The sequence below is a fragment of the Terriglobus aquaticus genome (assembly GCF_025685415.1).
Taxonomy (GTDB): domain Bacteria; phylum Acidobacteriota; class Terriglobia; order Terriglobales; family Acidobacteriaceae; genus Terriglobus; species Terriglobus aquaticus.
Window position 1 is genome coordinate 214,772 of record NZ_JAGSYB010000001.1, and the last position, 21,872, is coordinate 236,643.

Annotated in this window: 15 protein-coding genes; 11 read left to right on the plus strand and 4 right to left on the minus strand. The window is 62.6% G+C overall.

Annotated features, from left to right (window positions below):
* Positions 1-11: 11 nt before the first annotated feature.
* The 3 genes from OHL12_RS01005 (at position 12) to rho (ending at position 3,699) form a co-directional block, all read left to right on the plus strand.
* A complete protein-coding gene (locus OHL12_RS01005; RefSeq protein ID WP_263411979.1) occupies positions 12-1,595 on the plus strand; it encodes a YifB family Mg chelatase-like AAA ATPase in 1,584 nt (527 codons plus the stop codon).
* A gap of 458 nt (positions 1,596-2,053) precedes the next feature.
* Positions 2,054-2,281 (plus strand): DNA-directed RNA polymerase subunit omega, encoded by a 228-nt coding sequence (locus OHL12_RS01010; protein ID WP_263411980.1) that lies wholly within the window; start codon positions 2,054-2,056, stop codon positions 2,279-2,281.
* Positions 2,282-2,448: 167 nt separating this feature from the next.
* Positions 2,449-3,699: a transcription termination factor Rho gene (gene rho / locus OHL12_RS01015; RefSeq protein WP_263411981.1), complete on the plus strand. Its 1,251-nt coding sequence runs from the start codon at positions 2,449-2,451 to the stop codon at positions 3,697-3,699.
* A gap of 65 nt (positions 3,700-3,764) precedes the next feature.
* On the opposite strand, the gene OHL12_RS01020 is transcribed toward rho, so the two are convergent.
* Together OHL12_RS01020 and OHL12_RS01025 are read right to left on the minus strand one after the other, a co-directional pair.
* Positions 3,765-5,369, minus strand: coding sequence for a putative bifunctional diguanylate cyclase/phosphodiesterase (locus OHL12_RS01020; protein WP_263411982.1), 1,605 nt, complete (start codon positions 5,367-5,369; stop codon positions 3,765-3,767).
* 180 nt (positions 5,370-5,549) lie between these two features.
* Positions 5,550-6,119 carry an Lrp/AsnC family transcriptional regulator gene (locus OHL12_RS01025; protein ID WP_263411983.1) on the minus strand — a complete coding sequence of 190 codons (570 nt, stop codon included), beginning with the start codon at positions 6,117-6,119 and terminating at the stop codon, positions 5,550-5,552.
* A gap of 99 nt (positions 6,120-6,218) precedes the next feature.
* Here OHL12_RS01025 and OHL12_RS01030 point away from each other — a divergent pair, with 99 nt between their 5' ends.
* The 7 genes from OHL12_RS01030 (at position 6,219) to OHL12_RS01060 (ending at position 17,047) form a co-directional block, all read left to right on the plus strand.
* Complete coding sequence (locus OHL12_RS01030; RefSeq protein ID WP_263411984.1) at positions 6,219-7,262, plus strand: PLP-dependent cysteine synthase family protein; 1,044 nt, start codon at positions 6,219-6,221, stop codon at positions 7,260-7,262.
* A 575-nt stretch (positions 7,263-7,837) separates the two neighbouring features.
* The gene (locus tag OHL12_RS17330; RefSeq protein ID WP_317889788.1) at positions 7,838-9,418 is read left to right on the plus strand and encodes a multicopper oxidase family protein; all 1,581 of its coding nucleotides are present in this window, start codon (positions 7,838-7,840) and stop codon (positions 9,416-9,418) included.
* Complete coding sequence (locus OHL12_RS01040; RefSeq protein ID WP_263411985.1) at positions 9,415-11,004, plus strand: TolC family protein; 1,590 nt, start codon at positions 9,415-9,417, stop codon at positions 11,002-11,004. The genes OHL12_RS17330 and OHL12_RS01040 overlap by 4 nt, the downstream gene beginning before the upstream one ends.
* Positions 11,005-11,110: 106 nt before the next feature.
* Positions 11,111-13,960, plus strand: a complete 2,850-nt coding sequence (locus tag OHL12_RS01045; protein WP_263411986.1) for a sensor histidine kinase — start codon at positions 11,111-11,113, stop codon at positions 13,958-13,960.
* 37 nt (positions 13,961-13,997) lie between these two features.
* Positions 13,998-14,624: a response regulator gene (locus OHL12_RS01050; protein WP_263411987.1), complete on the plus strand. Its 627-nt coding sequence runs from the start codon at positions 13,998-14,000 to the stop codon at positions 14,622-14,624.
* Positions 14,621-15,139, plus strand: a complete 519-nt coding sequence (locus OHL12_RS01055) for a hypothetical protein (protein WP_263411988.1) — start codon at positions 14,621-14,623, stop codon at positions 15,137-15,139. The genes OHL12_RS01050 and OHL12_RS01055 overlap by 4 nt, the downstream gene beginning before the upstream one ends.
* An 87-nt stretch (positions 15,140-15,226) precedes the next feature.
* On the plus strand, positions 15,227-17,047 hold the full coding sequence (locus OHL12_RS01060; protein WP_263411989.1) for an ABC transporter ATP-binding protein: 1,821 nt from the start codon (positions 15,227-15,229) through the stop codon (positions 17,045-17,047).
* Between the two features lie 77 nt (positions 17,048-17,124).
* Here the strand turns inward: OHL12_RS01060 and OHL12_RS01065 are convergent, their stop codons facing one another.
* Positions 17,125-18,213 (minus strand): hypothetical protein, encoded by a 1,089-nt coding sequence (locus tag OHL12_RS01065; protein ID WP_263411990.1) that lies wholly within the window; start codon positions 18,211-18,213, stop codon positions 17,125-17,127.
* A gap of 162 nt (positions 18,214-18,375) precedes the next feature.
* Here OHL12_RS01065 and OHL12_RS01070 point away from each other — a divergent pair, with 162 nt between their 5' ends.
* Positions 18,376-19,584 carry a phospholipase D-like domain-containing protein gene (locus OHL12_RS01070; RefSeq protein ID WP_263411991.1) on the plus strand — a complete coding sequence of 403 codons (1,209 nt, stop codon included), beginning with the start codon at positions 18,376-18,378 and terminating at the stop codon, positions 19,582-19,584.
* Between the two features lie 57 nt (positions 19,585-19,641).
* On the opposite strand, the gene glgX is transcribed toward OHL12_RS01070, so the two are convergent.
* Positions 19,642-21,795 (minus strand): glycogen debranching protein GlgX, encoded by a 2,154-nt coding sequence (gene glgX, locus OHL12_RS01075; RefSeq protein WP_263411992.1) that lies wholly within the window; start codon positions 21,793-21,795, stop codon positions 19,642-19,644.
* Between the last annotated feature and the right edge of the window lie 77 nt (positions 21,796-21,872).

A 21,872-nucleotide genomic window follows, 5' to 3' on the forward strand; every position in this document is an offset into this window, starting at 1 on the left:
CTCACCCAGTCATGCTCTTCAAAGCATTCAGCGCAGCTGTGTATGGCATCGACGCTCACCTGATTGAAGTGGAAGTGGACTTCAGTGGCGCCAAGCTGGAGAAGTCCATCTTCAACATGGTCGGCCTGCCGGACACGGCCGTGCGCGAGAGCCGCGACCGGGTGCAATCGGCCATTCGCAATTCGGGCTTTGACCTGCCTACCACGCGCATTACGGTGAACCTGGCGCCCGCGGATCTGAAGAAGGAGGGCTCCGGCTTCGATCTGCCGATTGCGGTCGGCATCCTTGGCGCGTATGGAGCATTGCACGCACGCGACCTGAGCGGCTTTCTGATGATTGGGGAGTTGGGGCTGGACGGCGCGGTGCGTGCCGTGCCTGGCGTGCTGCCCATGGCGGTGCTGGCGCGCGACAACGGCATCCGGCGGTTCATCGTGCCCGCTGCCAATGCGCGCGAAGCGGCCGTGGTTGAGGGTGTCGAGGTCTTCGCGGTGCGTAGCCTGACGGAGGTCCGTGAGCTGCTCAACGCGGACAGCCTTGGCACGCTTGCAGCTCAGCCGGTTCGGGTGCAGGCGCAGGATCTGTTGCAGGAGACGGAGGTGTTCCCGTTCGACTTCAAGGACGTGCGCGGACAGCATACGGCGAAACGAGCCTTGGAGGTTGCGGCCGCTGGCAGTCACAACATCCTGATGATCGGGCCGCCGGGCAGCGGAAAGACGATGCTTGCCAAACGCCTGCCGGGCATCCTGGCGCCGCTGCGGTTTGAGGAGGCGCTGGAGACGACCAAGATCCACTCGGTGGCGGGCGTCCTCAACGGCGAACAGGGGTTGGTCACGCAGCGGCCGTTTCGCTCACCGCACCACACGGTCAGCGATGCGGGACTGATTGGTGGAGGCATGGTGCCGCGGCCAGGTGAGGTATCGCTTGCGCACAACGGTCTGCTCTTTCTGGATGAGGTACCGGAGTTCCCCCGAAACGTGCTCGAGGTGCTGCGCCAGCCGCTGGAAGACGGGACGGTGACGATCTCGCGCGCGGCGATGAGCCTTAGCTTTCCTGCGAGATTCATGCTGGCCGCAGCGATGAACCCATGCCCGTGTGGATACTTCAACGATTCGCAGCGCGAGTGTACCTGCACGCCACCGATGATCCAGAGGTATGTGTCAAAGGTGAGCGGACCGTTGCTGGATCGCATCGACATCCACATCGAAGTGCCGGCGGTGCAGTACAAGGAACTGCGGCAGGGCAGCGCTGCCGAAGGCTCCGAGCAGATACGGCAGCGAGTGCTGGCCGCGCGTGAGGTGCAGCATGATCGATTCAGCCGCACGGGTGCGCAGGCAAGCCCCAAACGCGGGAAGGCGGTCTACAGCAACGCGCAGATGTCGACCCAGCAGATTCGCCTCCACTGTGAGCTGAATACGGATGCCGAACGGCTGCTGGAACGCGCCATGCAGCAGCAGGGCCTGAGCGCCCGCGCGCACGATCGCATTCTGAAAGTTGCACGCACCGTGGCGGACCTGGACGGAGCGCAGGACATCGCCGTGAAGCACATTGCGGAAGCAATCCAGTACCGTACCCTTGACCGGAGTTACTGGTCGTAGATCACATGACCGCATGAGCTCGTCTCCGCGCCGATGCGGACGATCTCTCAACCTTTCGGATGACCTTATTCGCCATTGTGCGATAAGCGCCCCTGAAGGTGTTCACAAGGCAGAAACGGAGCCGATTCGGGGAAAAACATGTTGCGTTCCCAGGCAAGAGCCATTAGCTTCTCAAAGGAACCGGAAAGCCCGAGAAGTTTTCGGAGCCCGGTGAGTGTGCGTCGAGGGCTTTAGGCCAGGTTCTCCGCGCCGCACAGGCGCCCAGATTGTCGAGGCGTCTTCCGCACGGTCAGTCGTCGCAATGAGCGCCATAAGAGTGCTATGCAGGCGGAAGACAACTGTCGTTGCGACCGGAGGCTAGGTCGCATCGTCCAATCTATGAGCCTTCGTCCTTCTCCAGCATCATCGGCGAGTACCGTCGGAGTTTGCCGGCGCGGAGACCCCAAAGGAGTCCAGTTATGCGATCTGATTTGATTTTTGGTGCGTTGACGCACGTAACGAACCGCTACCAGCTCTGCCAGTTGGCCAGCAAAGCAACCCGTAAACTGCATAAGCCCAACACCCGCCTGCAGGACACGACGAACGAGGTGCTTGGCCGCTTCCGTGAGCAGGTTCCCACCACTTTTGAAGTAGGCCCCGAGCCGGAAGAGATTCTGGACCACATCGAAGAGCGCCGGGCCGCCTAACCTGGTTTACGGGCCGTGCGCAAGCGCGGCCCTCTACCGCCGAGCGATCGTACGAAGCACTCTGCACCACCAGTCTTCCCGCAGAACCTCTTTTCCGCACCACCCTCCGCTCTACCCCCTCCCGTAACACCCCAATTCCAACAATCTGAATGCAGTACCAGGTGAACATGACCATTTCTGAACTGAAAGAAAAGAGCATCGCGGAGTTGGGTAAGCTCGCCCGCGGTCTCGACATCCAGGGCACCAGCGCCCTTCGCAAGCAGGACCTGATCTTCAAGATCCTCCAGGCTCAGAGCGAAAAAGAAGGACATATCTTTGCGGAGGGCGTGCTTGAGATCCTGCCCGACGGCTATGGATTTCTGCGCTCGCCGGATTACAACTACCTGCCCGGTCCCGACGATATTTACGTTTCTCCTTCGCAGATCCGCAAGTTCGATCTGAAGACTGGCGACACGATCAGCGGAAACGTGCGCCCGCCGCACGAAGGCGAGAAGTACTTTGCACTGGTCAAGATCGAAGCCATCAACTTCGAATCGCCTGAAGAGACCCGCAACAAGATTCTGTTCGACAATCTGACCCCGCTGTACGCCGATGAGCGCGTGAAGATGGAGACGGTCCGCGACAACATCAGCGGCCGCGTGATGGACCTGCTGACGCCAGTGGGCAAGGGACAGCGTGGTTTGATCGTCGCGCCTCCGCGCACGGGCAAGACGGTTCTGCTGCAGTCCATCGCGAACTCCATTACCGCCAACCACCCCGAGGTCGTTCTCATCGTTCTCTTGATCGACGAGCGCCCGGAAGAAGTGACCGACATGCAGCGCTCGGTCAAAGGTGAGGTCATCAGCTCGACCTTCGATGAGCCGGCGGCGCGCCACGTGCAGGTTGCCGAAATGGTCATCGAGAAGGCAAAGCGTCTGGTGGAGCACAAGCGCGATGTGGTGATTCTGCTGGATTCCATCACGCGTCTGGCGCGTGCGTACAACACCATCGTTCCGCCCAGCGGCAAAGTGCTTTCGGGTGGTGTGGATTCGAATGCCCTGCAGCGGCCGAAGCGTTTCTTCGGTGCGGCCCGCAATATCGAAGAGGGCGGCTCACTGACCATCATGGCCACGGCGCTGGTCGATACGGGATCGCGCATGGACGAAGTGATCTTTGAAGAGTTCAAGGGCACCGGCAACATGGAAGTGATCCTGGATCGCAAGCTGGTCGACAAGCGTGTCTTCCCGGCCATCGATATCCAGCGCTCGGGCACCCGTAAGGAAGAGCTGCTGATTCCGAAGGAAGATCTGCAGCGTACCTGGATTCTGCGCAAGGTGCTGAATCCGCTGTCGCCCACGGAAGCGATGGAACTGTTGACGGACAAGCTGGCGAAGACTCGGAATAACAGTGAGTTCCTGCACAACATGAACTCGCTATAAATCGGCTGCATGCCAGCAAGGGACTGCGAACATCGCAGTCCCTTTTCGTTTGCAGCAAAGGTGGTTCAAGCGAACCCGGGAACAAGGTAGCCGGGCCCGTCATCGGCCTTGCACATGCTTTTCTGCTGTTCCGGCGCCAGCAAGAGACGCTGGATGAGTTCGGGGCCTTGGGGACGTGCCAGGAGGAAACCTTGCATCTCGTTGCAGCGGAGACTCTGCAGCATCTCCATCTGTTCCGGGGTCTCAACGCCCTCTGCTACCACGCTTAGGTTCAGGGTATGAGCCATGTCAATCAGCGCCTGCAGGACGGCAAACCCATTGTTTGTGTCGTGTACGCCCTGCACAAAGACCCGATCAATCTTGAGAGCGTCCGCATTGAGTTCGCGCAGCCGGCCAAACGAGGAGTAACCCGTACCGAAGTCGTCGATAGAGATGCGCACGCCCAGGTCGCGCAGCTTCTGCAGGTGAGCCTTGACCGTCGCGAAGTCGCGCGCCAGGGCGCCCTCGGTCACCTCGAGCTCCAGGCAGTCCGGGGGCAAAGAGCTTTCCTGAAGAATGGCTTCAATGGTCCGGACGAAATCTTCCCGCGCCACCTGCACCACGCAGATATTGACCGCAATCCGCTGGATGCTCGCTCCGGAGCGCCGCCACGCACACATTTGTTTGCAGGCCCGGCGCAGAACCCAGGTGGACAGCGGGACGATCAGGCCGGTCTCTTCGGCGATCGGAATGAATTCGTTGGGTGAGATGGTGCCATCCGTCGCATCGTGCCATCGGGCCAGAGCTTCCGCCGCAACGATGCGTCCGTGACAGTCATAGATCGGTTGGTACACGAGCTGTAGTTCTTCATTCAGCAAGGCACGCTGCAGCTTGTCCGCCAGGGTGCGACCGCGCGCTTCAACCGGTTCGGAGCTTTGTTCCGCGTGCCCGTAGCTGTCGCGGCCGGATCGCTTGACGGCGTACATGGCTCGCTCAGCGGAGGCCACCAGTGACTCGGCGCTGGTGCCGTCGCCCGGGTAGGATGAGATGCCGATGCTGACGCCGGTGGTGAACTCGCGATTCTTGATCATGTGTGGCCGCGATATGGTGTGCACCATGCACTCGGCCAGCGCGTTCAATTCAGAACGCGAGACGTTGCGGTGCAGCAGAACGACAAACTTGTCTCCGCCGAAGCGGCTGAAGTGGTCTATGGGGTGCAGGCAGTTCGCCACGCGGGCGACGATCTGCTGCAGCAACTCATCGCCCGCGCGATAGCCCAGCAGCGTGTTGGCGTGACGCAGGCCGTCCAGATCCACATACATGCAATGCAGCGAGGTGTCCGCGGAGCCCGCTCTGCGGATCAACTCCGCCATGCGACGCTGCATGGCTGCTCGATTTGGTAGGCCCGTTAGATCGTCATGCTGTACGCAATGCAGCAGGTGCTCGCGCTGGAAGCGTTGGCTGCGCAACCGGTGCAGGGCACGCACCACACCGAAGCAGGTGAACGGACCGCACAGACTTGCCGTGGCAACCAGTGCAAAGCGGGACAGTGAGTGGGCGACCACACCGGAGCTAAGCAGAGTTTGTGCCAGGTACGCCGCCGCAATCCACTGCACGGCGACCACAGCGGTCGTCACCCGGTCCAACTCGCGCAAGGCAAGCGCAGCAGCACGCAAATCGCGGGCGGCCAAGCTCAGCCTTCGAGCGCGGAGTGCCCGGACAGGTCCGGGCGAAATAGGGTGAGCGCCCCTGGAGGCGCTTTGGCTGTCGTTCCGCATACTCCCGGCTTATCGGCCTCCTGTCCCTAAGCGACAGCGTTGCGGATCTTTTGTCGCATCATGGGACGCCCATTCCGGCACGCTGCTGCGGTGTCAGCGCTTTCTCGGAGCGTCTGAGCCGGGTGGCAGGCCGGTGTGCGGAGCTATGCTGGCATGGCTTACCGGAGAGTTCAGCACGATGGACGTGTTGGTCGACACGTAAGGCATCATGGCGTCCAGAACCTGCTCCAGATGATCCATGTCGCGCACCGCCACCTGCGCAAGGAAACTTTCGTTTCCGGTGACGCGATGGCACTCCAGGATCTCAGGGATAGATTTCGCCAGGGTGGCGAAGGCGGCGATGCGGTCGCCCGCTACGGTCACCTTGACGAAGGCGCGGATGCCCAGCCCGAGCGCGGCCGCGTTCACCTGTGCCCGGTAGCCGAGAAGGACACCGGCATCTTCCAGACGACGGACCCGGTCAATCACGGAAGGGGTGGAGAGGCCGACGCGTCGGGCGAGTTCGGAAAACGAAACTCGAGCATTCTGTTGCAGCTCTTCCAACAGCAGCAGGTCGGTTTGATCGACAGAAGCGGCGGCGGAAACGGGCTTGTTGGAATTCAGGCGAGAAGGGACTGCCGGTTTACGCGGGGACTGGATGATGGAAGAAGGGGTGCGCTTCATAAGGTAAAAGATAGTGATCGGCTTACGATGTGAGGATACATTGCCTGCCTATTTGAATACAGTGTGACCATGTACTCCGCTGCACCAATTGCACCCGCTATGGCACCGCCGCCTTTCGACGTTCAGCAGCGACTGGCTCCGCTGCGCGCGATGGTTGGGAATACGCAGTTGCTGGTCATCACGTACCGGTTTCGCGGACGCATGGGAAAGGTCTGCGCGAAGGCGGAGCACCTGAACCTGAGCGGCTCGATCAAGGATCGGATGGCGCTGCACATCCTGGAGACCGCGTATGCGGATGGAACGCTGCGGCCCGGCGACTGCATCGTGGAGGCCACCAGTGGCAACACTGGCATCGCCTTTGCTGCCCTGGGCTCGGCGCTGGGGCACCCGGTGACCATCTACATGCCGGACTGGATGAGCAAGGAGCGGCACGACCTGATCCGCAGCTACGGCGCGACGGTGCAGAGTGTGAGCAAGGAGCAGGGTGGCTTTCTTGGCAGCATCGATCGCTGCCGGCAGTTAAGTGCGGAACGCCGCGAGGTGTTTCTGCCTCGACAGTTCGAGAACTCCGCAAATGTGGAGGCGCACGCAAGGGGCACGGGTCCCGAACTGCTGGCGCAGCTTCACATGGCTGGTCTGCCGCTGGACGCGTTTGTGGCCGGGGTAGGTACAGGCGGAACCGTGATGGGCGTGGCGCAGGCCATGCGAGCAGCTCGCATGCGCGTGCGGTGCCACCCGGTGGAGCCTGCCGAGTCGCCCACACTATCGACCGGACACAAGGTTGGCTCGCATCGCATTCAGGGCATCTCTGACGAGTTCATCCCCGACATCGTCAAGCTCGAGGAACTGGACCCCGTAATTGCGGTTCACGATGGCGACGCGATCCTTATGGCACAGGCGCTGGCGCGGCAGTTTGGCCTGGCACTGGGAATTTCATCAGGGTGCAACTTCCTGGCGGCGGTTAAAGCCGGGGAGGAGTCGCCGCACGAGGTGCCGGTGACCGCCACCGTTTTTTGTGACGACAGCAAGAAGTACCTGAGCACGGGTCTGCTGCGCGAGGAGCCGCTCAAGGACGGCTATTTGACACCGGAAATCCAGCTCCTGGACCTCCGCGTAATTTCACGCTGCGGTCCGCTGCCCTAGGCGACTTGCGCCCGGCTCGACGGGTGGAGCATCGTAGTAGTAGCAGTGAGACACGGATTTCATTGGCGGGAAGGCCTCCGGGTAGGCAGGGAGTGGCGGGACCGCCTTATCGGCCTCGTCGTTCTGCTTTGCACGGCCGTGGGGCTGGTGACTTCACCGCTTTGCCTTGCGGCGCAGCCCAGGCGGCATGCTGAGTTCGCCGCAGCAGCGGCGAACTCGATGGGTGACATGCATTCGTCTCAGCCCTGTGTTGATCCGTGTTGCGAACACTCGGCGCCGGCCAAAGCGCCGCAACCGCGTCGAGACTGCGTGGATCATTGCGTGGCGGCAGCGCCTGAGTTGTGGTCAGCCGATGGTTTACTGCTGCTTTCGTTGGTGGTGTTGCCGACGATTCACAGCGCTGCGGCTTCGCCTGTAGTGCAACAACGTCGAGCTTTACCGCCGCTAGCGCGGGCTGTTCCGCCCATGCTCTCCTTCGCGCTTCCGCTGCGAATCTGATTCCTCTGCTCCAGACCTGACTCCCGCGCCGGTGACCCCGGCCTGCGCACACCTGCTCTGTTGACCTGAGGAACACAATGACAAACCGACGTGGATTCTTACGCCGCGCGCTCAGCATGGGTGCGGGGCTAGCGACAGTGCCCGCCCTGGCGGAAGGTGCTTCCCGAGCGGGGCAGCAATCTCTGCGAGAGCCGACCGGCGGCAATGCTGGACCGTTGTCGCAAAGTGCTGCTGCCATCAAGATGGGCGCGCATACCTCGACCGCGGGGCATGCGCCGGTGCGCGTGGTGACGACGGACGTGCCCGATCTGGCGTTCACGCTGGAGGACGGTTGGAAGGTCTTCCGATTGCGGGCTGAAGTAATTCGGCGCGAGATCCTGCCGGGGAAGACGCTGGACCTGTGGGGGTTTAACGGCTCGGCGCCCGGGCCAACGATCCAGGTGACTGAGGGCGATCGGGTGCGGGTGATCCTGGAGAACCGGCTGCCCGAGCCGACCTCCATGCACTGGCACGGCTTTGAGGACAGCATCCGCTTCGATGGCATGCCTGGCGTTTCGCAGCGGGCGGTTCCGCCCGGCGGAACGTACACCTACGAGTTCCACATCACCCAGACCGGCACGTTTTTCTACCACTCGCACCTGGCGATGCAGGAGATGGTCGGCATGCTGGGCGGGTTCATCATGCACCCGCGGCAGGCGCATGCGCCCGCGGTGGACTACGACTTCCTGGTGCACTTGCAGGAGTATGCGGTGCTGCCCAACAACACCGTCCCGAACAGCGCGGAGATGGAGTTCAACTGGCTGGTGCTGAACGGTAAGAGCGGTCCCGCGCCAACGCCGCTGGTGGTGCGATTGGGCAGCCGCGTGCGCATTCGGTTCGTGAACCTGGGTATGGATCACCACCCTATGCACCTGCACGGCCACACCTTTTACGTGACGGGTACCGAAGCGGGACGCATCCCAGAGACGGCATGGTGGCCCGGCAACACGGTGTTGGTGGGAGTTGCGCAGGCTCGCGATGTCGAGTTCCTGGCCAACAATCCCGGCGACTGGATGCTGCACTGCCACCTGCCACACCACATGATGAACCAGATGAACTCCAGCACAAGCCGGGCCTTCAGCGGGGACACGCTGACCAGCAACGGAATGATCTCCGCCGGTGCGAACGGTGCGGGCATGAAGCATGGGAACGCGACGGAGCAGGGAGCGATGGCCGGCATGATGATGTCGGGGATGAACCGCCTGGAGATCGCTCCAAATGCGAACGAGGTGCATGGCTTTCCGCAGGACGCTTTCATGGAAGGTCCGCTGATGAACATGGATGCGATGGTGGACAAGCCAGAGAACTTCGGGCTGCCGCCGGGCTGGAGCGAAAACATGCAGGGCATGATGACGTTTGTGCGGGTGTTGCCGGCGGAGCAATATGACGAGGTGATGCGCCGGGTTGCGGCTCATGCGGACGGGGCCAAGGGGCACGACGACACGCCTGGGATGGACCACTCCATGCCGGCTATGGATCACGCGATGCCGGGAATGGATCACTCCATGCCGGGTATGGATCACGCGATGCCGGGGATGGATCACTCCACAATGCCTGGGATGGATCACTCGAAAAAGCCCGGCATGCAGATGCCGGCGCAGGACGGAGGCAAGCGATGAGGACGAAAGCGATCGCTTACCAATTCGCTCTTGCAGCCGTGGTGTTGTTGCCCCTCTCTGCCGTGGCGCAGATGCATATGCCCATGCCGGATTCACCCGAGCATGCCAAGCCCTCACCGGCGGTCGCATCACCTGTTCCCGGTGCATCGAGCGCTCGCAAACGTTCGCAGGCACCGAGGCGCGAAGCTGTACCGGAGATGCCGTTCGGGCGGCTTGCCGATGGGGACACGTCGACTGCAACGCGACCAGTACCGGCCGTTCCCATGCCCTCCGGCTCACAAGGCGAGGGCGGAGGCGCGAAAGGAGACAGCGGGTTCAGCGAACGTCCCATGCCGGACCTGCTTGCCGACGCCAAGGCTCGCGACCGGCGACCGCTGCAGTGGTTCACGGACCAGGCCGCGCGGAACAACCCAACACTGCGCGAGGCGGAGGCGCAGGTGCGCCGTCTGCGCGCGGAGGCGAAGCAGGCCGCGCTGTGGCAGAACCCGGAGATCGGGTACGAGGCGGATCACGTTCGCGGAGGCAGTTACGCGGGCGGTGAGCAGGGCGGATACGTACAGCAGACGATTCCGCTGGCAGGGCAGCGAAGCTCCGCACGAGCGGCGATCGATGCGCAGGCGCGGGCGGCGGAGATCGTGTCTGCAGGGCAGGCCAGGCGTGTTGAGTCTGCGGTGCAGCAGGCGTTTTATGCTGCTTTGGCGGCGGAGCGGGAGGTGGAGTTACGCGAGCAGGTGGCGGAGCTTGCTGCTGACAATGCTGTCGCGCTGCATCAGTATGCCAACGTCGGACAGGCTGACGCGCCGGATGTGCTGGGTAGCGAGATTGAGCGGGAGCAGGCCCAGTTGGAACTGGCCGCCGCTCAGCGGTCCTACCGCAAGGCGTTCGCACTGCTCGCGGCGGTAAGCGGCGATGCCAACCTGCCGGTGAGCCTGCTGGAGGGCGATCTGGAGGGCGTCCCAGTGCTACCGGATGATTCCGCGCAGTCGGCGGCGGCGGGCAGTCCGATGCTGCAGGCTGCACAGCAGCAGGCCGTTGCCAGGGCGGCCGCGATTCGGAGCGAGCGTGCGCAGGCCTGGCCGCAGCTTACGCTCAAAGCGGGACTGCAGCAGGACAACGAACCCCTGGATCCGTCGCTGCGACGCGTGGGTGTGGTGGGTATTGCTCAGGCGGGAATTACGCTGCCGCTTTGGAACCGGAACCAGGGGGCGGTCGCGGCTGCGGCAGCCAGGCAATCGGTCGCGCAGGCCGAGGTCGCCCGTGCGCAGCTGATGTTGCGTATGCAGGCAGAGCAGGCTGTGCAGGATTATGCGAATGCGATGACTCAGGCCCAGCGGTACCGCGAGGATCTGTTGCCACGTGCGCAGCGATCGGTGGAGTTGTACGACGCAAAATACGCGGCCATGGCGGCAGCGTATCCGCAGCGGGTTGCGGCCCACCGCATGGTGCTGCAGCTGCAGTTGGAGTACACACAGCAACTGGCCGCGGCCTGGCGGAGTGCGGTGGTGCTGCAGCACGGGTTGTTGCAGGACGGCCTGTCGGCGCCTGGAACCATGCCATCCGAGGCAAACTCTGCTCCCGATCGCTGAGGCTGCGCCACCTGGGCGCAAGTGCGCTAGGCTCATGGCTGTGCATGGCGCGCCGGAACAGAGACTGTGGAGCAGGCGGCGAGAACGGGTGCGGAGATCTGCGCGAATGTTCGCGGCGTGGTGCATCGCAGCCTTGCTGTCGGCCTGCGCTGCCGCGTCGTGCTGCGCGCAGACTCAGCAGGTGCAGAACTGGACGACGGAGGAAGGGCTTCCGCAGAACAGTGTGCATGCGCTGGAGCAGTCGCAGGACGGCTACTTGTGGCTGGCCACCGAGGCTGGCGTCGCGCGCTTCAATGGCTTGCGATTTCAGCGGTACACCTCCGCCAACGAACCCGCGTTTCGCAGTGACGATGTTTGCTGCATCGCGGCAGCGGAGCCGGGCACGCTGCTCTTCGGAACCGCGAACGGTGTGGTCGCTCTGCGCGATGGGGTGTTTCGTCCGGTGCGCGGTGTGTCAGGACAGGTACTGAGCCTGAAGCGAGAGAGCGACGGTGGGGTGCTGGTGCTGACCGACTCGGGTCTGCAGCGTGTGTCCGGCGAAACAGTTGTGCCGGTCGCGCTGCCAGGGGGACTGGTTCCGAGTGCCTTGGGCGAGGCGACGGATGGCTCGGCGCGGGCGCTTTCAGGGACACAGTTGCTGAAGGTTCGCGGAACGACGGTGGCCACGCTCGGAGTGCTTCCCGCCGGAGTTCAGCACCTGCTGGCAGACGGGAATGGTGACGTCTGGGCGGCCACGGGCAGCTCGCTGGAGTTGCGCGATGGAAAGCTGACTCTGCTGCGACGATGGCAGGTTGGCCGCGACCTGCCTGGCAGCCGTCTGGAGTCGCTGCAGCCATGGCCCGGTGGTGTGCTGGTGGGGACTAATCGCGGAGCGGCGGTGTTGTGCGCTCGGGAGAAGGAAGCTGCGGCGATTCTGCCGCTTGCCAACGATGCCGTGCTGAGCGCGGTGGTGGATCGGGAAGGGGACGCCTGGTTCGGCACAGACAGCAGCGGTTTGTTCAGTGTGCGCGATCGATCCATCGGCAGCGTTGCGGGCCTGGCAGGGGAATCGGTTACGGCGCTGGCTCAAGGTACTGACGGCCGCCTGTGGGTCGGAACGCGGGACGCAGGATTGCGTTCGGTGCAGGTGGAGGGAACAGTGGCGCGGACCGTCCCGGCGCGCCTGGCAAGCGATGTTGTGCTCTCGGTGGCGACTGCCGGGGACGAGGTCTGGGTGGGATCGCCGGAGGGGCTGGATCAGGTTCGCGGGACGCGGGTGGATCATGTGACTGCGGCGGACGGATTGCCGGACGACTTTGTGAAGTCGCTGCTGGTGGCCAACGATGGGGTGCTGTGGGCAGGCACGCGGCGTGGCGTAGCCCTGCTGCGCGACGGCCGGGTGGATCGGGTGATGACGGCTGCCGATGGTCTGCCCAGCGACGTGATCGGCGCCATGCTGCAGGATCGGCAAGGTACGGTCTGGATCGGAACGCTGGCTGGTCTGGTCCGCTGGGATGGCAAGGCGCTTCGGGCTGTGCCGATGTCCTACGGCTCGAGCGTTGCGATCGCAGCATTGCACACGTCAGGGGATGGCACGCTCTGGGTTGGCACGGGGCGAGGTCTGTCCGTGCTTTCTGAAGGACGCTTACTGCCTGTGAACCTCTCCGCGGTGCGGGGCAGCGTGGCAGCCGTGCTGGACGACTCCTTCGGAAATCTGTGGATTCGGTCCGCTGCGGGCTTGTTGCGGGCGTCGGCGGCTGCACTTCGCGGCTGCGCAGGCAAGCCGGTGTGCGCTGCTCCGGTACGCCAGTTCGGAGTTGCGGACGGTATGCCCGGGGTAGAGTTGCCGTCGCTCGGCACGCAGATTGCGATGGCCCGGCGCGACGGCACACTCTGGTTCGCGACCCGCCGCGGTGTCGCCGTGGTGAACCCGCGGGAGAGTATCACCGCGGCGGTCGCACCGGGCATCGCGATCGAGAGCGTGCAAGTGGATGGACGCGCGGTTTCCCTGGCACCGACTGTGAAGGTGGGAGCGGGTGGACGACGGGTCACGATTACGTTCGCCGGGCTCAGCCTGAGTGCGCCGGGGCAGGTGCGCTATCGCTACCTGCTGACGCGTTTCGACCGTGACTGGTCGGCATGGCAGCCGGGAGGGAGCGCCGAATACACCAACCTGCCTCCTGGCAACTTCCTGTTTCGCGTGCAGGCCATGAGCGTTGAGGGTGTGATCAGTGAGCGCGACGCGACCGTGACCCTTCACGTGCAGGCGCCGTTGTACCGCCAGTGGTGGTTTTATGCCTTGCTGCTGCTGTTGGCGGCTGGTGGAGCATACGGCCTGTACTGGCTGCGGCTTCGGCGCGTTCGCCGTGACTTTGCGACCGTGTTGCAGGAGCGCAATCGCATCGCTCGCGAGATCCACGACACGCTGGCGCAGGATTTTGTGGCGGTGTCGTTGCAACTGGAAGTGACGTCGGAACTGTTGCGCGCGGGCGCCGTGAGTGCGGCGAAAGAACAGGTGGATACGACGCGAACCCTTGTGCGGGAAGGCATTCAGGATGCGCGCGAAAGTATATGGGCCATCCGCGCGGAGGCGTCGGAGAAGACTCTGCCGGCGCGGCTGGCGGCAGTGGTAAAGCGCGCGGAATCCGCAGATCTGACGGTCACGGGAGCATACCGCCAATTGCCTGATTCGCGAGAGCGGGAGATTTTCCGCATCGCGAAGGAGGCCTTAGGCAACGCGCAGCAGCATGCCCATGCGTCGCACATTCAGGTCGACCTCGTCTATTCGGAGGATGCGATCCTGCTTCGTGTGAGCGATGATGGCGCTGGCTTCGATGTTGCAGCAGGTGCCGCGAAGGCCGGGCACTACGGTGTCCGCGGGATGCGGGAGCGTGCTGCCGCCATAGGGGCCACGCTGACCGTGCGGAGCGCGCCCGGTGAGGGCACGTGTGTAGAACTGCGCTTGAACGACCGATAGCCGCGAAAAGGCGACCAGAACGCAAGAGGAGCACAAGGTGGCAGACAAGATCCGGGTGATGATCGTGGACGATCACCATGTGGTGCGGCAGGGCCTGGCAGCGCTGTTGCGGGCGTCCGATGCGGTGGAGGTAGTGGCGGAAGCCGCTGACGGCCGTGAGGCAATTCAGCGCTGGGGCGCCCACGCGCCGGACGTAACGCTGATGGACCTGCAGATGCAGCCGGTCGGTGGCGTAGAGGCCATCCAGCGAATTCGAGCCGAGCACCCCAACGCGCGTTTCGTAGTGCTGACCACCTACGACGGCGATGAGGACATATTTCGCGCGTTGCAGGCGGGTGCGAAAGGCTACCTGCTGAAAGGCATGACACTGGACGAACTGCTGGAAACCGTGCGAGTGGTGCACAGCGGTAAGTCACGCATCCCCGGTGCGATCGCCGAGAAGCTGGCCGATCGCGTGAGTGGGCAGGAACTGACCCCGCGCGAGTTGGAGGTGCTGGAGCGCATCGTGGCAGGACGATCGAACCGCGACGCCGCCAACGACCTCGGCATTAGCGAGACCACGGTGAAAACGCATGTGAACAGCCTGTTGAGCAAGCTGGGTGTAGCGGATCGCACCCATGCGGCGACCTTGGCGATCCAACGCGGGATCGTGCACCTGCGATGAAGATCTTGGACAGGCTCAGCGTGTGCATGCTGGCGGCTGCTTTGGTGGCGCCCGCGGTGCGTGGCGAGCAACACACGTGGCGCAGCGCCACCGAGTCGGAACTGGCGCAGGCCCTGCCGGCCCGAGCTCCCGTGGAGCACGAGCGCATTGAGACAGAGATGAGGACAGCGTCGGGCATCGTCGACGAGCAGGGGCACGTCACGGCCGGTGTTGTCCTGATCACGGCGGGCTACTCGGCGGACGGCAAGTACTCGCACTACCTGATCGTTGCGGCGCCGCTGCGTGTCGGTGGTTTGTTGCTACCGCCGGGCAAGTATGTTCTTGGTTGGAAGCGATCGGCTGAAGGTTTGGACGTTCACCTGTATGACGCGGCCAGTGGGCAGCAGAAGGGGAGCGCCTTGGCCAGGCTGTTGCCAGCAGGAACGCGGGTGGAGCCGTTCCGCATTTCGCCGCCAGGGGAGCATGGAATTGTGCAGATCGGACGTTTTGGCATTCCTTACACACTGGTGCCGTAGGCTCGCTTCCAGCGTGGGTGCGCAAGTGTATCCGAGATTTGCGCGCACCCTGCCGCGCCAATATGGCGTCCAATGCTGCTGATGCCCATGAAGCCTCCGTCCCGCGAAGATGAACGCGCGTCGATCCTAAGTTTGCTGGCGCCGCACAAGCGCTCCCTGGTGCTTGCCTTCTTGTGCATTGTGGGCGAGAGCGCGGCGGACGTGGCCCAGCCGTGGCCTTTGAAGATTGTGATCGACAACGTGATCGGTCACAAGCAGTCGCACGGCTGGTTGTTCAAGCTGATTCGGCACACTGTCGGTCTGGATGCTCACCACATTCTCTTGTTCGCTTGCGCCGCGGTGGGGGTGATCGCAATCCTGGACGCGCTCTGCTCGTATGGCGACAAATACCTGACCACCAGCGTGGGGCAGTGGGTCACGCATGACCTGCGCCGCAGCCTGTACGCGCATGTACAGCGGCTGAGCATGAGCTACCACGATCACAGCAAGACAGGAGACTTGATCAGCCGGGTCACGAGCGATATCGACTCGGTGCAGACCTTCATCGTGCAGGGCTTGCTCGGCATTCTGGTCAACATCCTTACTCTGATCTTCATGATCGCCGTGATGTTTCACATGAACTGGCGATTCACCCTGGTTGCACTATCGGTGGTTCCGGTGCTGTTTGGGATCGTCTTCACCTACACTCGCCGCGCAAAGAAGCTGTCTCGCGAGGTGCGTCAGCACGAAGGCAAGATGCTTTCCGTAGTGCAGGAGGTGCTGGGGTCGATGCGTGTGGTGAAGGCGTTCGCCCGAGAGGACTACGAGGTGCATCGGCTGGAAGGCGAATCACTGGAGACGGTGGAGGCTTCGTTGCGGGCTCGGGCGATGAAAGCCAGACTCGTTCCCATGGTCGACATTGTGGTGGCCGCGGGCACGTGCGCGGTCCTGTATTTCGGCGCCAGCTTTGCGCTGGAGGGTGGCCTCTCGGCTGGGTCCATGGTGGTCTTTCTGACCTACATCGGCAAAATGTACAAGCCGATGCAGGAGCTCTCAAAGACGATGGACACCTACACCAAGGCGGACATCGGGTATGAGCGCATCCAGGAGGTGATCGGCTCTGTTGAGGATATGCGTGACGCTCCGAACGCGAAGAACGCGCCCCCGCTGAAGGGTTTCATCGACGTGGAACATGTTTCGTTCTCCTACAACGAGGACAGGCCCGTGCTTCACGACGTGACGATGCACGTGGAGCCCGGCCACACGGTTGCCCTGGTCGGGCCCACGGGTTCGGGTAAAACGACACTGGTCAACCTGATCGCTCGGTTCTACGACCCGACTTCGGGTGTAGTGAAGATCGATGGGCGCGATGTGCGCGAGTGGAAGCAAAGATCGCTCCGGAGCCAGATCAGCTTTGTCCTGCAGGACACGGTGCTGTTTAGCGGGACCATATGGGAAAACATCGCGTACGGCCGACCAGAGGCGACGAAGGAAGAGATCATCGCGGCGGCGGAAGCTGCCAATGCGGCCGAGTTCATCGACAAGCTGCCGCAGAAATACGCCACTACCGTGGGTGAGCGCGGCGTGATGCTCTCTGGCGGACAGCGCCAGCGCATTGCCATCGCCCGAGCCATCGTACGCAACAGCCCGATCCTGATCCTGGACGAGCCCACGGCAGCCCTCGATTCGCAGTCGGAACACCTGGTGTTTGAGGCGCTTGACCGGCTGATGCAGAAGAAGACGGCCATTGTGATCGCTCACCGGCTTTCGACGGTACGTAATGCGAACTGCATTTACGTGCTCAAGGATGGGCACATCCTCGAGAGCGGGTCGCACGACGACCTGATGGAGCGGGAGCACGGAGTGTACCGGCAGCTGTACGACATACAGTTCCATTCAAGCGAGGCAGAACCGGCTCTATTGGCGTAGGTGGGAGCGAGCCTTCGAGGTCGCACAGCAAGATGCTGTGGAAGCGGCAGCACCTAGTGGCGCTGCCGCTTTCATCTCTAAAGGCCTTTGAGTTCCTGGATGCGGCTCTCTACCACTTGAACGTACTCGTCGATCGCCTCGATAGGGAAGTTGCCGGCGCGGAACGCATCGACTAGCTGCTGGTGCGAAATCTGGCTGAGTTGGCTGCCCATCCAGCGAGCGTCAGCCACGGGAATGTCCCGCCCAATCCACTCCAGCGCCTTGCGCTTGCCGTAGTAGATCGCATTGGTTCCAGCGCTCAACAGCAGCACCGAGGTGGGCGCCTTGGGCGTGCCGAAATCGACCGTATCGCCGTTAACCCGCGTGATGAACTTGGAGTCCTTGAAGTTGCCAACGTTGCCCTTCGCATGAGCCTTGGAGAAGACGAGGCCATTGGAGCCAAACGTCGCCCCGACGTCGTTCACCAGAAAGATCTGCTGCCCCGTCTTCTTGTCCTGGTAAACGGAGTTGTTCTCATCCTTCAGGTCCCAATTGTTCATCACGGCCATCATCACGCGTAGACCGTTGAACTCGCGGGAGCCATAGAACGGGTTCTTCTTCCACTCCCATGTGCCGATCTTTTTCTGACCGCCAGGCTTGCGGGCGAAGCGAACATCCTCGACGCGTCCGTCTTTGACCAGGTTGCCGCCGCGCTTTAGATGGATGTTGCCGATGCTGGCTTCCGGCAGCAGGTAGTCGTCATTCACGTAGTAGCCGACTGCCCAGAGTAGGCGTGAGGCCACCACCTCTGGCCGCGCCTCATCACCGAGCTTGCAGCGCCAGTGAGTGCCATTCGTGTCGGTGACGTCGAACTTGGGATTGGTGCCGTTCTTGCCTTCGGACTCAAAGGTGAAGGGCGGCGCCGGGGCGTGCTTCTGGCCGCCCTGTCCCCAGAGGAGATCGAGGCTCGAGATGTTGTTTCGCTGCTGCCAAAGAACAGGATGCTTCAGGGCGCTGCTGGTAACGGGAGAGTCGTTGTCTTTATCTTTCTTGCTGCCGTCCGCATCTGCCTTCGCGTCTTGCTGTTTGGCGTGGGACCCCGGGGCTGCGAAAGCCGTGGCGCCGCTGGCGGCCAGTGGCGCCAGAACACATGCAAGGACAAGACGGGGCAGGAAAATACGATTCATGGTTTCTCCCAAAGCTCTTCTGTTGTCGTTCAGATGTGTGTTCCCGGCTTCCGGCTTCTCGCGGTGGAAACATCCTGCGAAGAAGCCGACGCATCTTTCCCTGTGATCCCATCGCACGCTCTGTGCTGCGATGCGGCACCCTTGCGCTTAGGCGGACACCACGTGAAATTGTTGATACAACCCGAGAGCGGCATCGAGCCGTTGCTCGAAGGCCTGCGAAGCGCGAAGACGAGCATCCATATCCTGATTTTCCGATTTGACCGCAGCGAGGTGGAACGAGCGCTGGTCGAGGCCGTGCAGCGCGGCGTGCACGTTCAGGCGCTGATTGCCTTCACGAATCGGGGCGAGGAGAAGAATCTGCGCAAGCTGGAGGGCCGGCTGCTGGAGCGTGGTATTACGGTGACCCGGACGGCGGATGACCTGGTGCGGTATCACGGCAAGATGTTCATCATCGACCGCAAGGAGCTGTGGCTGCTCGCGTTCAATTACACGCACATGGACATCACGCTGAGCCGCTCGTTTGCCCTGGTTGTGCGCACGCCGGAAGTGGTTGCGGAAGCCGTGAAGTTGTTTGAAGCCGATGCCAACCGGCAGCCGTACCGCCCCGGGTGCGACGATCTTGTCGTGAGCCCGGCGAATGCCAGGACGCAACTGATGGAGTTCATCCGCGGCGCGAAGAAACAGCTGCTGCTGTACGAGATGAAGATCAGCGATCACGATTTCGTTCAGTTGCTGTCGGAAAAGAGCTCGCAGGGCGTCGACGTTCGCGTCATCGGTCGCTCCAGCGTGAAGGGAAGCGTGTTGAACGTGCGTACGCTGCCGTTTCGCTTGCATGCACGGGCGATCCTGCGTGACGGCAAAGAGGCGTTCCTGGGTAGCCAGAGCCTGCGCAAGCTGGAGTTGGAGGCGCGGCGTGAGATCGGCGTGATCGTGCACGACAGCCGGACCGTACACGAAATGGTGCAGGTGTTTGAGCGGGACTGGCAACAATCTGCACCCGCGATGCACGGAGGGATTGACACCGTTCTGGATGTTCCCGCGCGCCGCGTCGCGAAGGAACTCGCCAAGCACATCCATGTCGCGCCCGTCGTCGAACAGGTGCTGGAACGCGTGATGGACCGCAGCTCCGACGTTCCATTCGAGCCAGCGGAAGTCGCGATGACGGTGCGCGATGCCTTTCGGGAAGAGGTGCACGACGCTGTGATGAACGCCTTGCGCGAGATGGCGAGCGAGGTGGTAGGCGCGCCTCATCCCGCAGGGAACGTGGAGGAGAAGGGGCCGGAGAAGGCGCGGGAGGACGAGGGCGCATCGCGTCACCGGGGCGAGAAGCGGGGCCACAAGTCCGCCAAGAAACACGCCGGGAAACATTAGGCGCTTACCCTTGCTCAGCGCGTGGTGAGCAAGGGTAAGGCGTGCCGGACGGCCGTATCAGGCCTCGCTCTGCTGCAACACAAACACCTGGATCGAACGTGCGCCGATTGTGCGCAGTGACTCGCTCTGCTGTGTTTCTGCTGCTTCGTTCTCTCCTGGCGGCATTTCGCGAGCCGTGTCCAGTACGAGAGTCCAGGTGTCGCCGCCCGAACTGGTCGGGATGCGAAAGTTGCACGCCTCGTAGTGGTCGTTGAAGAGGATAAGAATCGTCGCTTCGTGGCCGCGCTGGCGAATCCCGGTAAACTGTGCGCGGCCGTCCAGCAACATGCCAAAGCAGCGTGTGCGCGAGTCCTTCCAGGCATCCGCATCCATTTCGGAGCCATTCGCGTTCACCCAGGTGAGATCACGGACATCCAGTTCCTCGTCGGTGCGCGAGGTGAGGAAGAGATTCCGGCGCAGAATGGGATACCGCTTGCGCAGCGCGATCAGGTGACGGGTGAAGTCGTGCAGCGGAGCGTTCGCCTCCAGCAGCGACCAGTCCACCCAGCTCAGGGTGTTGTCCTGACAGTACGCATTATTGTTGCCAAGCTGGGTGCGGCCAAACTCGTCGCCGGCCAGTAACATTGGCGTTCCCTGCGCCAGCAGCAGCGTCGCCAGCAGGTTGCGACGCTGCCGGCAGCGCAGAGCGTTGATGGTTTCGTCCGTGGTTGGACCTTCGACGCCGCAGTTCCAACTGTGATTGTGCGCGGAGCCGTCGCGATTGCCTTCCCCGTTTTCCAGGTTGTGCTTCTCGTCATAACTGACTAAATCGTTCAGAGTGAAACCGTCGTGGGCAGTGACGAAGTTGATGGAGGCCCATGGGCGCCGGCCCTGATGATCGAACAGATCGGGCGATGCCATGAGTCGCGTAGAAAGTTCACGCGCGGTGCCTCCGCCTTTCCAGAACTCACGCACCGTATCCCGGAACTTGTCGTTCCATTCGGTCCAGCCCGGCGGGAATCCACCCACCTGGTAGCCGCCCGGACCGATGTCCCATGGCTCCGCAATCAGCTTGGTCATGCTGAGTACGGGGTCCTGGCAGACCGCCTTTAGGAAGCCACTCTTGTTGTCGAAGCCGTTGGGCTCGCGAGCAAGGATAGTCCCAAGGTCGAAGCGGAAGCCGTCGACGTGGGTCTGCTCTACCCAGTAGCGCAGGCTATCGCAAACCATCTGCAGCACACGCGGATGGCTCACGTTGACGGTGTTACCCGTGCCCGTGTCGTTGATGTAATAGCGTGGATTGCTGGGCAGCAGGCGGTAGTAGCTGGGATTGTCGATGCCCTTGAACGAGAGCGTAGGACCGAGCTCATTGCCCTCGGCGGTGTGGTTGTAGACCACGTCCAGGATCACTTCGATGCCCGCGTCGTGGTAGCGCGCGACCATCTCTTTGAATTCCTGCAGAGCGCGTCGCGGTGTGGCGGCGTAACGAGGATCCGGCGCAAAGAAGCCGATGCTGTTGTAACCCCAATAGTTCGTCAGCTTCAGGGCGTGCAGGTGACTATCGGTCACAAAGGTATGGATTGGCAGCAGCTCGATGGAGGTGACGCCAAGCGAACGGACGTAGTCCACGATCTCCGGCCGGCCCAGCCCCTCGTAGGTTCCGCGCAGGTTGTCCGGCAGCGCCGGGTGAGTGCGGGTGAAGCCCTTCACGTGCAGCTCGTAGAGCACCGTCTCATCCCAGCCCACACGCAGACGGTTCAAGTGGCCGGGCTGGCCGCTCCAGTCGAACGCAGGGTCGACCACGAGGCACTTGGGAACAAACTGCGCGCTGTCTCTGGTATCGAAGGTGGTGTCGTCGCCGGTTTCGAGGGTGTAGCCGAAGATTGGTGGCTCCCACTTCAGCCTTCCCAGGTGTGCGGTCGCATAGGGGTCCAGCAACAGCTTGTTGGCATTGAAGCGCAGGCCATTGCGCGGATCGTAAGGTCCGTGCACACGAAAGCCGTACGGCGTTCCGGGCATCACGCCTTCGATATAACCGTGCCAGATTTGATTAGTGTATTCGGGCAATGCGATGCGCTCGATCTCCCGCTTGCCGGTGCTGTCAAACAGGCAGAGTTCAACGCGGGTCGCGTGTTCGGAAAAGAGGGCGAAGTTGGTTCCGCGCCCGTCCCACGCCGCGCCACGGGGCACGGGTATGCCTTCGCAAACCTTGTAGCTGCTTTTGGACGTCACACCGTTTTCGATGCGAAAAGTTGACCGAGTCGCCGCTTGGCGCGAAAGCGCGCCGCGTTTCAGGTGCAGGTGACAGT

Coding starts and splice junctions, on each gene's coding strand:
- OHL12_RS01005 (WP_263411979.1), top strand. CDS start 12: ATGCTCTTCAAAGCATTCAGCGCAGCTGTGTATGGCATCGACGCTCAC.
- OHL12_RS01060 (WP_263411989.1), top strand. CDS start 15,227: ATGAAGCCTCCGTCCCGCGAAGATGAACGCGCGTCGATCCTAAGTTTG.
- OHL12_RS01045 (WP_263411986.1), top strand. CDS start 11,111: ATGTTCGCGGCGTGGTGCATCGCAGCCTTGCTGTCGGCCTGCGCTGCC.
- OHL12_RS01065 (WP_263411990.1), bottom strand. CDS start 18,213: ATGAATCGTATTTTCCTGCCCCGTCTTGTCCTTGCATGTGTTCTGGCG.
- OHL12_RS01025 (WP_263411983.1), bottom strand. CDS start 6,119: ATGAAGCGCACCCCTTCTTCCATCATCCAGTCCCCGCGTAAACCGGCA.
- OHL12_RS17330 (WP_317889788.1), top strand. CDS start 7,838: ATGACAAACCGACGTGGATTCTTACGCCGCGCGCTCAGCATGGGTGCG.
- rho (WP_263411981.1), top strand. CDS start 2,449: ATGACCATTTCTGAACTGAAAGAAAAGAGCATCGCGGAGTTGGGTAAG.
- OHL12_RS01030 (WP_263411984.1), top strand. CDS start 6,219: ATGGCACCGCCGCCTTTCGACGTTCAGCAGCGACTGGCTCCGCTGCGC.
- OHL12_RS01040 (WP_263411985.1), top strand. CDS start 9,415: ATGAGGACGAAAGCGATCGCTTACCAATTCGCTCTTGCAGCCGTGGTG.
- OHL12_RS01010 (WP_263411980.1), top strand. CDS start 2,054: ATGCGATCTGATTTGATTTTTGGTGCGTTGACGCACGTAACGAACCGC.
- OHL12_RS01055 (WP_263411988.1), top strand. CDS start 14,621: ATGAAGATCTTGGACAGGCTCAGCGTGTGCATGCTGGCGGCTGCTTTG.